This is a genomic window from Dyella monticola (genome assembly GCF_003363155.1).
GTDB classification, from domain to species: Bacteria; Pseudomonadota; Gammaproteobacteria; order Xanthomonadales; family Rhodanobacteraceae; genus Dyella_B; species Dyella_B monticola.
Window position 1 is genome coordinate 17072 of record NZ_QRBE01000007.1, and the last position, 15837, is coordinate 32908.

At 60.6% G+C, this 15837-nt stretch carries 12 protein-coding genes and 1 riboswitch; of the genes, 10 read left to right on the forward strand and 2 right to left on the reverse strand.

Annotated features, from left to right (window positions below; genetic code table 11):
- Positions 1-85: 85 nt before the first annotated feature.
- From DWU98_RS12370 to DWU98_RS12395, 7 genes are all read left to right on the forward strand, one after another.
- Positions 86-280, forward strand: coding sequence for a serine hydrolase (locus tag DWU98_RS12370; RefSeq protein ID WP_115495881.1), 195 nt, complete (start codon positions 86-88; stop codon positions 278-280).
- 54 nt (positions 281-334) lie between these two features.
- Entirely contained in the window at positions 335-508 is a 174-nt protein-coding gene (locus DWU98_RS21970) for a hypothetical protein (RefSeq protein WP_158545043.1), read from the forward strand.
- A complete protein-coding gene (locus DWU98_RS12375) occupies positions 499-804 on the forward strand; it encodes a hypothetical protein (RefSeq protein WP_115495882.1) in 306 nt (101 codons plus the stop codon). The genes DWU98_RS21970 and DWU98_RS12375 overlap by 10 nt, the downstream gene beginning before the upstream one ends.
- Before the next feature lie 106 nt (positions 805-910).
- Positions 911-1657 (forward strand): hypothetical protein, encoded by a 747-nt coding sequence (locus DWU98_RS12380; RefSeq protein WP_147293311.1) that lies wholly within the window; start codon positions 911-913, stop codon positions 1655-1657.
- A 109-nt stretch (positions 1658-1766) separates the two neighbouring features.
- The gene (locus tag DWU98_RS12385) at positions 1767-2165 is read left to right on the forward strand and encodes a hypothetical protein (protein ID WP_115495884.1); all 399 of its coding nucleotides are present in this window, start codon (positions 1767-1769) and stop codon (positions 2163-2165) included.
- A gap of 84 nt (positions 2166-2249) precedes the next feature.
- Positions 2250-2834, forward strand: coding sequence for a LemA family protein (locus DWU98_RS12390; protein ID WP_115495885.1), 585 nt, complete (start codon positions 2250-2252; stop codon positions 2832-2834).
- 48 nt (positions 2835-2882) lie between these two features.
- Entirely contained in the window at positions 2883-4844 is a 1962-nt protein-coding gene (locus DWU98_RS12395) for a M48 family metallopeptidase (protein ID WP_115495886.1), read from the forward strand.
- Between the two features lie 123 nt (positions 4845-4967).
- Here the strand turns inward: DWU98_RS12395 and gcvP are convergent, their stop codons facing one another.
- Positions 4968-7838 carry an aminomethyl-transferring glycine dehydrogenase gene (gcvP, locus tag DWU98_RS12400; RefSeq protein ID WP_115495887.1) on the reverse strand — a complete coding sequence of 957 codons (2871 nt, stop codon included), beginning with the start codon at positions 7836-7838 and terminating at the stop codon, positions 4968-4970.
- 38 nt (positions 7839-7876) lie between these two features.
- Positions 7877-7970, reverse strand: a riboswitch (glycine riboswitch).
- A 280-nt stretch (positions 7971-8250) separates the two neighbouring features.
- Here gcvP and DWU98_RS12405 point away from each other — a divergent pair.
- Complete coding sequence (locus tag DWU98_RS12405; RefSeq protein ID WP_115495888.1) at positions 8251-8670, forward strand: VOC family protein; 420 nt, start codon at positions 8251-8253, stop codon at positions 8668-8670.
- Between the two features lie 418 nt (positions 8671-9088).
- Complete coding sequence (locus tag DWU98_RS12410) at positions 9089-10174, forward strand: hypothetical protein (protein ID WP_115495889.1); 1086 nt, start codon at positions 9089-9091, stop codon at positions 10172-10174.
- 46 nt (positions 10175-10220) lie between these two features.
- On the opposite strand, the gene DWU98_RS12415 is transcribed toward DWU98_RS12410, so the two are convergent.
- Entirely contained in the window at positions 10221-13340 is a 3120-nt protein-coding gene (locus DWU98_RS12415) for a WD40/YVTN/BNR-like repeat-containing protein (RefSeq protein WP_115495890.1), read from the reverse strand.
- A 302-nt stretch (positions 13341-13642) separates the two neighbouring features.
- Here DWU98_RS12415 and DWU98_RS12425 point away from each other — a divergent pair, with 302 nt between their 5' ends.
- Positions 13643-15814, forward strand: a complete 2172-nt coding sequence (locus DWU98_RS12425; RefSeq protein ID WP_115495892.1) for a TonB-dependent receptor family protein — start codon at positions 13643-13645, stop codon at positions 15812-15814.
- The last annotated feature ends 23 nt before the right edge of the window (positions 15815-15837 follow it).

A 15837-nucleotide genomic window follows, 5' to 3' on the forward strand; every position in this document is an offset into this window, starting at 1 on the left:
TCCATCCTGGTTAATAAAAAAGGGTCGCCCTGAGCGACCCTTTTTTATGCGCTGCAAACCCCTGTTGCAGCATTGGATGAGGGTGATGGAAAGGCGTTACCTTGCGTACATCTATTCGAGGGAGGGCATCAATCTTCTGCAGTTTGTGGTCGAGGAGGGTGCTGGTGTTGATGTGGGCGAGTACATGGCCACGCATTTATTCCAGCGCTTTGGCATGTCACGCACGTCTTTGGTCTGGCGTAACGCGTTTGCCGACAATGTGGCGCTGGGTTACGACTAGGCCGGCAAGCTGCTTGGCCACGACCATCGCACGCGTGTCAAAGCAGCGGGCTCGATGGAGACAACCGTGCACGATTACGCGCAGCTCGCTGCCACCATGGTGCGCGGCGATGGCCTGAAGCCGGCGACCGATGCCACCTGGTTGAGACCTGAAATACGCATTCGCAGCGTGCAGCAGTTTCCTCCCATCGTGTTGCCCGACACCACCGAAACGATGGCATGGCGCTAAGTTATGCACTCGGTATCGGAACATACCAATCACCGAAAGGTACGATCTGGTTCAAGGAAGGCCACGATGATGGAACCAACAACCTATTGGCATGCATGGAGAGAACGCGCGATTGCCTGCTGATGCTTAGCAACAGCGCCAACGCCGAATCGATTTTTCCTTACCTGATTGAGGCGGCGCTTGGGAATATCTGCTTCCCTTGGTATTGGGATAACTACATTCCTTACGACCATCCGGAGTGGTGCGGCGTCGACGCACGAAAGCAGCCGCATTCGCCATGCCAGCCATTCCAATGACATGCCCGTACTTCAATAAGCGCTTCGCAAAAACGTGATCATCCTGCTTACGCAATAAACCCAGTTACACTAAGGCGTGTCTTATGCCGTTTGGCCAGGGAGTGTCATGCAAAGGTCATCTGCAATCCTGTGGATGGTATTGCTGTTTTCAGCTGTTCTGTCGATAACGTCGGTGTACGCGGGCCAGCAGGCCCCGCCTTCATCCAGCAGTAGCGATTATGTGCCTAGCGATGCCGATCTTGCCGCTGCGCATTGTGTGATAGGCGAGGAGCGGTTTCTTCCTGGCGATTATTACTATTGCCTTGGAGGTTTGGCCTACGGCCAGCACCGTTACAGCGAATCGGTGCACTTCTTTACCACGGCGGCCAGTTGGGCCAGTAAACCGGCGCAATATGTGTTGGGCGTCATGGCTTTGAACGGCGATCATCAGTCGCGTAATCGCCCGCTGGCATTGGCTTGGTTGACGCTTGCGGCGGAGCGTTCCGATTCGCGTTTTCGCGCGCCTTATGAGCAGCTTTACAGAGCCTCGTCGCATGCGGAACGACTCGCCGCCGATGCGTTGCTGGAGAAAATGCGCCCTGTCTACGCCGATGTGACAGCCGCCGCGCGTGCGGAGCAACGCTATGAGGATGGCATGAAGTGGCTGGCGCGCATGAACAAGGGTGGCTCCACGTATTGCATGGAAGGGATGGGTACGCTGGCGCAGCCGAACAGCGCTCCTTCCGCGTGCCCTCCTTTGCAACAAGTCTCCACGACGATCGATCGCCGGGCGCCAGCGGTGTTCGAGGGATGGGCCGGTCATGTAACCGTAGGACCCTTGCAGCAGGTATCGCCAACGAACGTAACCAACTAAGCAGGCGCCTCGCTCTCTCTCGCGAGGGCGCATGCATGCACCACAAATCCACGTGATGCTTACTTGTGAAGGTTCAATCTGTGCGCCTTCCTCGATCGGAGCAAACGTCATGGCAGGTCATCAAGCAACCGGCAAACGCAGCAGTGGTGGAGAGAGAAAGGCTGCGCGCCGGGAGAACGGCGATGCATCCGCAGCGTTGCTTACCGAAACCCGCGCATTGCAAAAAGAGGGCGGTGCCGGTCGCGTGAGTGGCACGGGACAGGCGTTTCCGCATCACGGTTTTGACGATAGCGATGGCGGCGAGGCCTTGGGCAATCCCGTTGGCGGTGAAGCGTCGTTACCGGAGCCGGAGAACGGTCGCACGTACCAGGCAGGCGGCACGCATCTCAACCGCGATCGTCAGGAACAGACGCGCAAAGAGCGTCTTTCTGGCGCTACGGTCGCAAGCAAAGGGCACGGGGGTATGGACCCGGCTCCGGGTGCTCCTATCGACCCGAGGCGAGGTTGAGCGCTAACACTTCCTTGGGCGGCAGAGCCGTGTGGTATTCTGTCCCAGTGATGGCGTGAGCAACGCCACAGGGGGAGAAAACCGATGGGCTTGTTCGTCTTTTTGGCGATCGTCGTGCTGATCGTCGTTTATATCGTCTCGCTTTATAACGGTCTGGTCACTGCGCGCAACAGCTATAAAAACGCGTTTGCGCAGATCGATGTGCAGCTCACCCGGCGCCATGACCTCATTCCCAACCTGGTAGAAACAGCCAAGGCCTATCTCGCGCATGAGCACAGTACGCTCGAAGCGGTAATGCAGGCGCGCAACGCCGCCGTCAAAGGTCTGGCCGATGCAAAGAGCAATCCCGGTGATCCCACCGCGATGGCGCAGCTCGCTGCATCGGAAAATGGTTTGAACCAAAGCCTTGGAAGGTTGTTTGCCGTCAGCGAGGCCTATCCGGATCTGAAAGCCGATCAGACCATGATGCAATTATCGGAGGAGCTCACCTCGACCGAGAATCGTGTCGCATTCGCTCGGCAGGCTTATAACGACGCGGTGATGACGTACAACAATCGCTGCGAAGTATTTCCCGGCTCGTTCATTGCCAGCAGTTTCAGCTTTACACCGGCGCAATCGCTGCATGTGGACGATAGCGTGCGTGAAGCGCCCAAAGTTTCGTTCGCCTGATCGATCCAACGGACTGCATATCGCATCGATGGGCGAGGGGAGCGCGTCATGGATTTCTTTGCCAGACAGGCGCAGGTTCGCACTAGCACGCACCTGCTTGTAGGGTTGTTTGCACTGGCCATTGTCGCCATCGTGGTAGCGGTGGATGTCTTGGTATTGCTGGTGTTTGGCTGGCATTGGACGGCAGATCCGGTAGGTTATCGGCACCGGTTGCTCGTTTTCTCCACGCTGGGTACGCTGGCCTTGATTTGCGGATGCGCACTCTTTCGCATCCAGACGCTCTCCGAAGGTGGTTCAGCGGTTGCGGAAGGGGTCGGTGGCATACCCGTGCCGCCCGACGTCGACGACGCGCAGCTCAAGCAACTGCGTAATGTCGTTGAAGAGGTTGCCATCGCGTCCGGCACGCCGGTGCCGGACATCTATGTCATGCCGCAGGAAGCGGGCATCAACGCATTTGCCGCGGGTTATTCGCCCTCCGATGCGGCGATCTGCGTGACGCAGGGATGCCTGGATCACCTCACGCGCGACGAACTGCAGGGCGTGATCGCGCACGAATTCAGCCATGTGCTCAACGGTGACATGCGGCTCAACATTCGCCTGATGGGATTGCTGTTCGGCATCATGGCGTTGTCCGTGATCGGGCGGCAGTTCGCATGGTTTGATGCGAGCGCGACCTGGTCGGAGTCCGAACGCCAGCTCTCTCGCAAAGCCTTCAGCTGGATGGCGGGTCTTGCGCTGATCGTCATCGGTTCGATCGGTTATTTTTTCGGGCGACTGATCCAGTCCGCCGTGGCGCGTGAGCGCGAATCGCTGGCCGATGCATCCGCTGTGCAATTTACACGACAGACCGCGGGCATCGCTGGCGCGTTGAAGAAAATCGCGGTGATCCCGGAGGGTTCGCTACTGCGCGTAGCGAACCGCCACGAGGTTGCGCACATGATGTTCGGCGAGGTGGACGCGTTCAATTCCTGGTTCGCGACCCATCCGCCGCTGATGCAGCGCATCCGCACGCTGGAGCCATGGTTCCGCGCGCAGGAACTGGAGAAGTTGAAGCAGACACTGACGCCGCCGCCACCCGAAGACCACACCGACGACGTGCAGCCTGAGGAGAAGAAGGAATTGCCGCCGCTCGAATGGCCCGGCGCTGCCGTCGTTGCGGCGCCAGCCATCGTCGATGCATCGGTTGCGGCTGCGGCGGCGACACCAGTTGCCACGGCGCCGCAACAAGGTGCTTTTCAGCACGCTAGCGCGACGCATCAAAGTATTCCGGCGAGTTTGATCCGCGCTGCGCGCCAGCCCGAGCCGGCACTCGCGCTTTCGCTGGCGCTCGCCGTGTCGGCGCATGAAGACGTGCGCCCTGCGCAGCAGCGCCTCATTGCCGATGCACTTGGCGATGATGTCTGGAGTGCTGTCGAAGCGCTGGTCCTCGATGAGCAATCGCTGACACCTTCGCAGCGCATGCCACTCGTCGCGCTGTCATTGCCGGCGTTGAAGCAGCTTGCTCCCGGACGCCTGGAAACGCTGCGCGGGACGCTTGATGCGGTGGTCAATGTCGACCCGCGAGTAGAGCTGGATGAATACTGCCTTGTGCGACTTTTGCGCATGTACCTGCGTGAAGCCGCGAAACCCAACAGTGCGCGCGCGGAAGGCCAAAAGAAATTACCGGCGTGCCGTGACAGTGTCGCGCTGGTGTGTGCGGTCGTGGCGGTGTACGGCAGCGACGATGATGCGGGCGCGCGTCGCGCATGGCAGGCTGCGATGAACGAGGCCTTCCCGGGAGGAATCTTTACCTGGCAGACCTTGCCAGTGGAATGGCAGGTCCAATTCGATCGCGCGTTGGATGATCTGGACGGCTTGCTTCCCGTAGCCAAGGAAATCGTGATCCAGAGTCTGCTCAGCGCGATTCGCGCGGATGGCGTCGTGACGTCGACCGAAAAAGAACTGCTGCGCGTGGTGTGCGCAAGCTTGCATTGCCCGGTTCCGCAACAGCCGGAAACGCGGGCGGCCTAAGCGCAAGCGCGCGTTGGATCGTGATACCAGATCGTCCGTCGCCCCGGCGTACGCCGGAGCGACGAACCATTTGCAAATTGCCCTCCAACTCAAGTCCCCTAAAAGGGAGGAAGGGCGAAGCGTTTACACCTCAGCCTCTTCCTTGTACGCATCCAGCGGAATGCACGCGCACATGACGTTCTTGTCGCCATAGACGTTGTCCACGCGTGCGACCGGCGACCAGTACTTCTGCAGCTTCAGGCTTGGCAGCGGGAAGGCGGCCAGTTCACGTGGATAGGTGTGTGTCCACTCGCTGCCGGTCACCATGGTGGCGGTGTGCGGAGCGTTCTTCAGCGGGTTGTCTTCGCGATCGAGACGGCCGTCTTCGATGGCGCGGATTTCCTCGCGGATCTGGATCATCGCGTCGATAAAGCGATCGAGTTCGTGCAGCGACTCGCTTTCCGTCGGCTCCACCATCAACGTTCCGGCGACGGGGAAGCTCAACGTCGGGGCATGGAAGCCAAAATCGATCAGGCGCTTGGCGACGTCTTCGGCACTGATGCCGGTGCTGTCCTTGAGCGGACGCAGGTCGAGGATGCATTCGTGTGCAACCAAGCCATTGCGACCGGTGTACAGCGTCCCGTAGTGCGAAGCCAGGCGCGTGGCGATGTAGTTGGCATTGAGCAGCGCCACCTGCGTGGCCTTGCGCAAGCCTTCGCGGCCCATCAGTGTGACGTACATCCAGGAGATCGGCAGGATGCTCGCGCTGCCGAAGCTGGCTGCGCTCACCATACCCACCTTGCCATCGCCGCCAAGCGTGCGCGGCAGGAACGGCGCGAGATGCGATTTCACCGCGCACGGGCCCACGCCCGGGCCGCCGCCGCCGTGGGGAATGCAGAAAGTCTTATGCAGGTTGAGGTGCGAAACGTCCGAACCCCACTTGCCCGGCTTGGCGACGCCGACGAGCGCATTCATGTTGGCGCCGTCGGTGTACACCTGGCCGCCATGCTGATGCACGATTTCGCAGATGCGCACCACGTCTTCCTCGAACACGCCGTGCGTGGAGGGATAGGTGATCATCAGCGCGGCCAGACGGTCCGAATACTTCTCGGCCTTCGCGCGAATGTCCTCGACGTCGACGTTGCCGTTGCCATCGCACTTGGTAACGACCACCGTCATGCCGCACAACTGCGCCGACGCCGGGTTGGTGCCGTGCGCGGATTCGGGAATCAGGCAGATGTCGCGCCGCTCTTCGCCGCGCGAGCGGTGATAAGCGCGGATGGCGAGCAGGCCGGCATATTCACCTTGCGCGCCGGAGTTCGGCTGCAGGCTTACTGCGTCGTAACCGGTGCATTCCACCAGCATCGCTTCGAGCTCGTCGACGAGTTGCTTGTAGCCTTGGGTCTGATCGGCTGGGGCCAGCGGATGGATCTGGCCGAATTCCGGCCACGTCACCGGAATCATTTCGGCGGTGGCGTTGAGCTTCATGGTGCAGCTGCCGAGCGGAATCATGCTGCGATCCAGCGCCAGGTCCTTGTCGGCCAGCATGCGCATGTAGCGCAGCAGTTCGTGCTCGCTGTGATGCGTGTTGAAAACCGGGTGCTGCAGGAAGGCGTCCTTGCGCAGCAGCGCGGTGGGTAGTTCGTCCGGCGTTGTGGCATCTGCCTCATCGATGTCGACGATCTCGGCGCCGAAAAGCCCGGCGATCGCCAGCACATCGGCGCGCGTCGTGGTTTCATCCAGGCTGATGCCCACGCTCTGGCCATGAATCTGACGCAGGTTGATGCCTTGGGTCACTGCCTTGGCATGGATGGCGTCGGCATCGACGTTGGTGATGTGCAGCGTGTCGAAGAAATCGGTGCCTACCGTCATGCCGGCGCGGCGCAATGCAGCAGCGAGAATGGCGGTGTAGCGATGCGTACGGTGTGCGATGCGCTTCAAGCCATCCGGACCGTGATACACCGCATACATGCTCGCCATCACCGCCAGCAACACCTGTGCGGTGCAGATGTTGGAGGTGGCCTTTTCGCGACGGATATGCTGCTCGCGCGTCTGCAGCGTGAGGCGATAGGCAGGCTTTCCTTCCGCATCCACCGATACGCCGATCAGCCGGCCCGGCATCGAACGCTTGTACGCGTCACGGCAGGCCAGGTATGCCGCGTGCGGGCCACCGAAACCAAACGGCACGCCGAAGCGCTGGCTGTTGCCGATCACGATATCCGCGCCCCACGAACCGGGCGAGGCGATCAGCGTAAGTGCGAGCAGGTCGGTGGCAACCGCAACTATGCCGCCACGTGCGTGCACGGCCTCGGCCATTGCGCGGTAGTCGTGAATCTGGCCGTACGTGTTCGGGTACTGCAACAACACGCCGAAGCTGTCCACGCTGGCAACGTCTGCCGCGTCACCCACGTGTAATTGGATGCCCACGCCATCGGCGCGCGTGTGCAGCACTTCCAGCGTCTGCGGGTGCACGTCGCTGGCGACGAAGAACACGTTGGATTTGGATTTCGCCGAGCGCTTGGCCAGCGTCATCGCCTCGGCCGCCGCGGTTGCTTCGTCCAGCAGCGAGGCATTGGAGATGTCCATGCCGGTGAGGTCGGCGACCATGGTCTGGAAGTTGATCAGCGCTTCCATGCGACCTTGCGAGATCTCCGCCTGATACGGCGTATAGGCCGTGTACCACGCGGGGTTCTCAAGAATGTTGCGCAGGATAACGTTCGGCGTGAGCGTGCCGTAGTAACCCTGGCCGATGAAATTGCGGAACACCTTGTTCTTGCCGGCGATAGCGCGGATCTTCGCCAGCGCTTGTTCTTCCGTGATGCTTTCCGGCAGCGCCAGTGCGTGGGTGGATTTGATCTGTCCCGGCACAATGGCATCGGTCATCGCTTCCAGCGAGCCGTAGCCGATCGCCTGCAGCATCTGACCGATCTCGGCATCGTTCGGGCCGATGTGACGCTCGATGAAAGCGTCGTGGTGCTCAAGTTCGCGCAGCGAGGGGGTGGTGTTCTGGGTCATGGATAAGGCGTCCGAAGAACGCGCGCAGGCCGCACGCGGGGCGCCCCTCTGTCCTTTTGCCTGAGAGTTTGGAAGCTGTCGCTTCGTGCCCCTTCGGCGCCGGATCGAACCGGTCTCTCCAGAGTTTTATCCACGGCGGTATGGGGCCTGAGCGATTACGGGCGTTGCGCCTTCGGCAGCGGGTGTTTGCCCGCTTCTCCCACCATGTACGTCAAGGTGTTAATTATAGCCTGAGGCGGTGGTTATAAATCCCCCTGCCGCCGGAACGGATAGGGGGCGCTACGCCTTGAAATCCATGCGCAGCACGCAACGGTTAGCTGCAGTGATTCATGAAGCTGACCACTGCGGTCGCGAGCATGCCTCATCCCCATCCTCCGAAAGGGGAAGGGCAATACCGGCTAGAGCAGAAAACATGAACAAGCCTCCATTTCGTATCGAACGACTGGACCATGTGGTCCTGCGCGCCTACGACATGTCCATCATGCAGGCGTTCTATTGCGACGTGCTCGGCTGCACCGTGGAGCGGCGCCAGGACGACATCGGCCTGGTGCAATTGCGCGCCGGCGATTCCCTCATCGATCTGATCAGCCTCGATAGCAAGCTCGGCCGACAGGGCGGCGCCGGCCCTGGCACGGAAGGGCACAACATGGACCACCTGTGTTTGAGCGTGGCCGGTTATGACGAAGCGGCGATCGTGGACCACCTCAAGGCGCATGGTGTCCACGTGGGCGAAGTAGGTAGCCGATACGGGGCCAAGGGTGCGGGGCCGTCTATCTATCTCTTTGATCCGCAAGGCAACATGGTCGAGCTGAAGGGGCCGCCCACGGAATAGCTACGGCCGGTGCATACGTATGCTTGAAAAGGCATGGGCCATTAGTCACGAAATTTAACGTTTGTGAACGAATTGTCGTTATAATGGGCGCTTCCCAGGACGCCCGTAGACCGTTTGCCATCTCGGCGGACGCGATTACAGGTGTATGCAGTCCCGCGAAGCAATTCCCCCTCGGCATTCGCAGCGGACGGCTTTCAGCATGCATGGATCGAGCAGGGCACGGTTGCGTGCCATGTCAGACGGATTTGGCCTGATCCTGGCGCATGGAGTTTGAGGCATCGGCTGGCTTCCCCACTGGCCGATCCGTTCACCGCGAAGGTATTCGCAAACGCTGTTCGCAGCGTGCCGACGCTCGTGCATCGGTGCGTACGGTCGTGTGCGGCCGTTAGCGGGCAGTTGCGCTGCCGAGGCGTGGCAGATGTTCTGGCGATTCTTCATGCGCTGCGACGAGGTCGTCGCGCGCTTGTGGTTAGAGCCTCGAAAAACGACTGCGCGGCCGCCCGGCGACCGCTCGCTACGTTTTGTCAGCGGCTCCTCGTGCGAGGGTATCGGTGTGTGTGAATCGGATTTTTCAACGCGGTCGTTCAATGGCGAGGCGGTGGATACCACAGCGGTATCCGACCGTGAGGTGGGCAAATTGCTGAACGATCTTCCTTCCGCTCATGGCAAACAGGCTGCGCGGGAAGGGCGTGCCTGGAAGCGTCGGTTTAACGATCCGGCCAAACGGGCACGCCGTGCCGCGCGCGTGATGCGGCATATTCGCTTTGTCTACTTTGCGCATGTCGACGACGACAGTGCGTTTGGCGATTATCACGATGTATTGGTGACGGCCGAAGTGCTGCTCGATCGCCTGCTCGCCGCGCGCGCGTCGGGCATGAAGGCCGTGCATCCGCATATTCATCGCGAAGCTGAAGAGCGCTTGTTCAATCGTCCGCCGCGCGGGAGCTTTCTTCAGGTCACGCCCGAATATATTCGCTGGTACGGTCGCGATGGTGCGCGGCGCAATGCGCCGATGGTGCGCGAAGAACTGGCCATCGAACTGATGGGCGAATACGGTTACAGCTACAACGATGCGCTCGATACGGCCATCAACAACTCCGGCGCGCTCGCGCGTGCGGATCAGACATGGCTGCTTGCGCGTGCCAAAACGCCGATTTATTGCCGCCCCCTGCATGCGACCGAATTTCGCCAGCTCGCCGACGCCATCGAAGCGGCGTACGACGTGCCGCTTGGCGAGGTGGGTGTGGTGCGCGCCAACCTCGATATCGCGCGAGGCGCTGCTGCCGTGTTGGGTACGGCGTTGGATGAATACGTGGAATCGCCGTTTCGTAATCCGGTGCTTGCAGAGGCGTTTGCGGAATTTCATCGCGCGCATTTGCTGCGCGTTGCCCATGCACGCCTTGCCGGCTTGCAGCCGATGCCGGTGACGGGCGTGCTGGGCTGGTTCTCCGCCAAGCGCGCGCGGATTTATGCGGAAGTGCAGGCGCGGTTGGCGGAGCGTTGAGTCATCCTCCCTCCCCCCAAAAAGAGGAGAGGGAAGTGCGCAGGGTTCAAAGCGTAATGGGCTTCAGTCCGGCCGCTTTCAGTTTGTCATTGAGCCCGGCCAGATCGTGCTGCTTCAGGTTCTGCCAGGTGTTCAGCGACGTCGTCAGCGTTTGCGTCAATGTCGTATAAGACGATTGCGCATCGGGGCTGGGGTCGGCATCTGCATCGTCCACCGCGCCGAGCAATTTCTGGAAATTCATCGATAAGGCACGCAGGCTGTCCGTGCGACGTGGCGGCGCACCAACGCTGTCGCGCGGATCTTCGTGCAGAGGCATGCCGGAGATGTCGGATGTGTGCGTCATCAACGCGGTGACCTGATCGTGCAGCGCGCCGCTGGTGTGCGCTTGCCTGTCCTCCAGGGCTTTCAGCAATTGCTTGGCTTCGGCAGCCGCGCTGGACGCTTGCGCCGATGCAGTTTCCACCTTGCTGGCCAGTTCGAATTCACGCTGCATCGCGGCCACTGAAACGGTCACGCGCGGATCGGGTTTGATCGTGAGCGGTTGCCGATAGGTGTGTCCATCCACGGCGAGTTCTACCGTGTACTGGCCCGGCGGCGCCCATACGCCATCTTTGCCGCGTCTGTGCGATTGCGCCTGACCCTTTGCCGCGTAACGCAGGTTCCACACGAAACGATGCATCCCTGGCGTGGTGAGCAAGGGCGTGGGAATGGGCACCCACTCCGGCGCAAACTCGAGTTTCGTCGGATCGAGCATCGGTGGCTTGTCTTCGCTGCTGAAGCTGCGCACTTTGTTGTTCTGTGCATCGAGTATCGCCAACGTGACCGGGCCTTTCACATGCACGGGCAATGCGTAATCGATGATCGCGCCATCGGGCGGATTGGGTGCGGCCGGTTCGTCCTTCGGCATCGGTGTGCCGGTGAACGCGGCGCGGCGCACGCGAATGGCGTCTTGTGGTTTGAACAGCGTCACGGCCGTTGTGCTTGCGCCATTCATCTGCCGCAGCGCCGTCATGTCATCCATGATCCAGAAGCCGCGGCCATGCGTGGCGATCACCAGGTCATCCTGGTGCACGTCGATATCACGTACCGACGTCGGCGGCAGGTTTTGCTGCAGCGGTTGCCAATGCGCGCCATCGTCGAACGAGACATACATACCTTTCTCGGTGCCGGCGTATAGCAGGCCTTTGCGCTCCGGGTCTTCGCGTACAACGTTGACGAAGCTGTTGGAAGGAATGCCGCTGTCGATGCGCGTCCAGTTCTTGCCGCCATCTTCAGTGCGATAGATGTAGGGTGCGTCATCGTCCAGGCGATGGCGATCGATGGCCAGATAGGCCACGTTCGGGCTGAAGTGCGACGGTTCGATACCGCCCACTTTCGACCACGGCGTCAACGCCGCCGGCGTTACATTGCTCCAGTGAGTGCCCTCATCATCGGTGCGCCATACCAACCCATCGTCCGTGCCGACCCACAACGTTTTTGCAGTGAGCGGGGAGGGTGCGATGGTGTAGATCACACCGCGCCGCTTGTCGACGTGATCGTCATCGGTAGCAGTGGGCGCATCAAGGTTGGACGGCACGCCCGCGTCGGGACGGGTAAGGTCGGGGCTGATCGGCGCCCAATGATCGCCACCATCGGCCGTGCGGAACAGGCGCTGGTTCGCGAAATAGAGCACCTTGGTGTTGCGCTTGGAGAACGCAAGCGGCAGCGTCCATGCGACCCGGTAATGCGCAGCGGGATACGCCAGGGTGGGGTCGATACTGCGCACTTGCTCGGTACGCATATCGAGCTTGTCGACCCGACCGCCGTACACGATGTCGTGATCGTCCGGATCGGGCGCGATCATGTCGCTTTCGCCGCCTGGTGTGATTTCATGGAACTGCGCCATGGTGATGCCGTCGCTGCTCGTGCCGCGGCTGGGCAGCGCCACGGCGCCGGAATCTTGCTGCGCGCCGTACACCCAATAGGGGAAGCGATTATCGGTGCTGACGTGATAGATCTGCGCAGTAGGCTGGTTGTACCAGCTGCTCCAGGTGGCGCCGCCGTTGAGCGTAATCAGCGTGCCCTGGTCCACACCAAGGATCTGGCGATTCGAATTGGTCGGATCGATCCACATTTCGTGGAAATCATCACCCGTGGGGTCACCCTTCAGCGCGATGAATTGTTTGCCACCGTTATCCGAGCGCAGCACGATAGTGTTCATCACCCAGACGCGGGAGGCGTTCTTGGGGTCGACGGTCAGGCGATTGAAATACCAGCCGCGCTGCCAGATGCGCTGGTCATCGGTGACATGATTCCAATGCGAGCCACCATCGTCGGAGCGATAAAGACCGCCCTCGCCATTGGGTGCATCCACCAGCGCATACACGCGATTGGGGTCGCTCAGCGCGGTGGCCAGGCCGATGCGGCCAGGATGCGCGGCAAAGCCATTGCCTTGGACCTGCGCCCAATGCGAACCGCCATCGTGCGTGACATACAGGCCGCTGCCCGGTCCATTGGAAGGCGGATAAACGCTCCACGGCGGCCGACGCGTTTGCCACAGCGCGGCGTAGATTGTGTTCGGGTCACCCGGTTTGAAGGCCATATCGATGGCACCGGTATCGTTGTCCTTGAACAACACTTTGTCCCAATGCTGCCCACCGTCGGTGGAGCGAAACACGCCGCGCTCGGCATTCGGGCCATAGGCGTGGCCCAGCGCCGCGACATACACCACATCAGGGTTGCGAGGATCCACTAGGATGCGGCCGATCTGCCGGCTATCGTCCAGGCCGAGGTGCGTCCAGCTTTTGCCGCCGTCGGTGGATTTGTACATGCCGTTGCCATGCGCGATATCCGAGCGCATGTCCGCTTCACCGGTGCCCACGTAGATCGTGTCCGGCCGCGAGGGTGCCAGTGCGAGCGCACCGATCGAACCCACGTTTTCGCCATCGAAGATCGGCTGCCAGGTACGGCCGGCGTCGTTGGTTTTCCACACGCCGCCATCGACGGCGCCGAAATAGAAATGCCGGTCGTCGCCGGGAACGCCGCTCACGGCCAGCACGCGGCCGCCACGGAACGGCCCTATCAGGCGCCAGTGCAGGCTCTGAAATAGCGAAGGATCGACGGTGGCGTGAGCAGCAAACGCGGTGGCGATGCCCAGTATCGGTAGGACGAGATGACGCAGGCGCACGGGGATATCTCGGTGGGGGCGATGGCTTGCCCCATCTTCACATTCGAGGAGAAGGTCGACGTGAGGGCATCCAGCGCAACGCTTCGCATGCGCGACAACATAGCGCGAGGCATCACGTCCAACGCATTGTCCCTCTATGCGCCTCGACCCCTCACCCGACGCTCTCCCATGCAGGAAGAGGGGGCGGATGCCGCAATGTAACGCTAGCGCGCGCAAATCCAAAGGGTAAACCGATGGCATATGGTCAAGGGCGTTACCATGCGCGATAAAACACGGCTGCCCCGCCCTTACCTGGATGCCGCATGCTGCACTTGCGTCGAACGATTCTTTCATTGGCTTTGCTGATGTCGCTCGCTTGCCTTCCGGCCCATGCGCAGGACGATGCCAGTCAAAGTCAGGGCACCCGGAAAACCACCAATCTGCCGGCGGTGAACGTGCATGCCGAGGATTGGAGGAAATATCAGAAAGCCAAGCTGATGTACCAGATGCCTGAGGTCGATGGTCCCAAGATCACCGTGACCAAGAAGACCACGGTCACGCATCTGGATAACCAGCCCACGGTGATCGGCAATAATCTCAATCAGGCACTGGCGCGCACGCCGGGCGTGCTGGTTTCCGAACAGCCCACGCCAACGCAGTTCAACTTCAGTTATCGCGGTATTGGCAATCCGCAGGAATCGGAATTCGTACTGGTGATGCAGGACGGCATCCCCATGGAGGGCGATTGGATCGGCTTTCCTACGTTGTACGCCTTTCCGATGACGCAAAGCCTGTCGGAGATCCAGTTGATCCGTGGTGGTTCGAGCTTGTTGTATGGGCCGGAGCCGGCACCGGTGATCAACGTGGTGTCGAAGCGGCCGGCCCCGGGCACGCCGCTCACCATGACCACTGAAAATGTGGTTGGCGAGCATGGTTTGTTCTCCAGCTATAACGCCATCGAGCGCAACCAGGGCGCGTGGGCATTCCGTGTCGATGCCGGTTACGTGCATAGCGACGGTACGCGTGCCAATGATGGTTCGCAGAATCGCCAAGCCGATTTTTATCTGGCCTATCGTCCCGACGAACATCAGCAATGGTGGCTGGATTTCCACGCCATCAGTGCGGTCTCCGGCGATCCGGGCCGGCTGAGCTATACGCAATGGGAGCAGGATCCGCGAACGATCACCACGCCTTACAACCGCGATTGGGTGAACCGCGACCAGCTCGTGCTCTGCCATACGCATGATTTCGGCAACAACTGGTCATTGGAAGCCAAGCTCTGGTTTACGTACCAGGATCTGGTCAGCCGCGCGGCCAATCCACAGCTGCCGGGAGCGCCACCGCCGAGCAGCACCACGCTGCAGGATGAAGCTTTCCGTACGTACGGTGCCGATGTACGCCTGCGCAAGAACTGGGGACACGGCAATGCGTTCACGGTGGGCACAGTGTTGTTCCATGGCAACGATCCGTTCCGTCAATGGAGCAATCCGGACCTGATGGTGACGCGTGACGATCACAGCGGCACGCAGGTCTTGAACGAGAAACGATCCACGCAATACCAATCGCTGTTTGCCGAAAACGTGTTCCGTTTGCCATACCGTTTTCATTTCGTGCCTTCCGTGCGGCTTGAGAATGAGCACATTGCGGTGGACGAAACGGTACGGCCGCCATTCCTGTCGCGTCCGCTCATCAACGAATCGGACAGTCGCCATCTGCCGCTGTTTGGCTTGGGATTGGGCAATGATTTCGGGCATGGCAACGAAACGTATTTCAACGTGTCGCAAGGCTGGCGCCCGTTGCGTTATTTCGACATCGCATCGCCCTTCAGCAATCTGGTGCCGGGGCATGACGCGCAGCTTTCCAAGTCGGTTTCGTGGGAAGCGGGCGTGCACGGCGCGCCGGTAACGGGCTTGTATTACGACGTGAGCGCGTTCTGGATCGATTTCAAGAATCGCCTGGAAACGCAATACATCAATGCCATCGACACGATCGAAGTAAACACCGGCGATACGCGCAGCCGTGGTGTGGAAGGTCAGCTCGATTACGACTTCTTCGCCACCACGCACTGGGCGACCGAGGGACAGCATCTTGAAGCCTTTATCAACGGTAGCCTGCTCAACGCGCGATTCACTGGGAGCAGTATTCCGGGACAGGTCGGCAAGACGCCGGCTTTCTCGCCGGATTATCTTCTGAAAACCGGCGTCACCTGGCGCAACGAGCGCGTGAAGCTCAGCCTGACGGCTGTCTCGTCCGCGGCGCAGTACTGGCAGGATTCCGATGCGTCGTACGGCAGCGGCGAAACCTTCATGCCGGCGCGTATTCCGGCGTATACGGTGGTGGATCTGGCCTCCGATTGGCAGCTCAATCACTCGCTTCGCTTGTTGGCTGGCATCAGCAATCTTGGCAATCGCCATTACTTCGATCGCGTTTGGCAAAATGGCTTGGAGCCCGCGTTTGGTAGAACTTGGTATACCGGCTTTGCGTTGACGTACTGACAACGCAAACGTCCTTTGCTTGC

What these genes read in the sequence shown, in the direction of transcription:
- DWU98_RS12370 (WP_115495881.1), top strand. Translation starts at nt 86, where the DNA reads ATGGAAAGGCGTTACCTTGCGTACATCTATTCGAGGGAGGGCATCAAT.
- DWU98_RS21970 (WP_158545043.1), top strand. Translation starts at nt 335, where the DNA reads ATGGAGACAACCGTGCACGATTACGCGCAGCTCGCTGCCACCATGGTG.
- DWU98_RS12375 (WP_115495882.1), top strand. Translation starts at nt 499, where the DNA reads ATGGCGCTAAGTTATGCACTCGGTATCGGAACATACCAATCACCGAAA.
- DWU98_RS12380 (WP_147293311.1), top strand. Translation starts at nt 911, where the DNA reads ATGCAAAGGTCATCTGCAATCCTGTGGATGGTATTGCTGTTTTCAGCT.
- DWU98_RS12385 (WP_115495884.1), top strand. Translation starts at nt 1,767, where the DNA reads ATGGCAGGTCATCAAGCAACCGGCAAACGCAGCAGTGGTGGAGAGAGA.
- DWU98_RS12390 (WP_115495885.1), top strand. Translation starts at nt 2,250, where the DNA reads ATGGGCTTGTTCGTCTTTTTGGCGATCGTCGTGCTGATCGTCGTTTAT.
- DWU98_RS12395 (WP_115495886.1), top strand. Translation starts at nt 2,883, where the DNA reads ATGGATTTCTTTGCCAGACAGGCGCAGGTTCGCACTAGCACGCACCTG.
- gcvP (WP_115495887.1), bottom strand. Translation starts at nt 7,838, where the DNA reads ATGACCCAGAACACCACCCCCTCGCTGCGCGAACTTGAGCACCACGAC.
- DWU98_RS12405 (WP_115495888.1), top strand. Translation starts at nt 8,251, where the DNA reads ATGAACAAGCCTCCATTTCGTATCGAACGACTGGACCATGTGGTCCTG.
- DWU98_RS12410 (WP_115495889.1), top strand. Translation starts at nt 9,089, where the DNA reads ATGTTCTGGCGATTCTTCATGCGCTGCGACGAGGTCGTCGCGCGCTTG.
- DWU98_RS12425 (WP_115495892.1), top strand. Translation starts at nt 13,643, where the DNA reads ATGCTGCACTTGCGTCGAACGATTCTTTCATTGGCTTTGCTGATGTCG.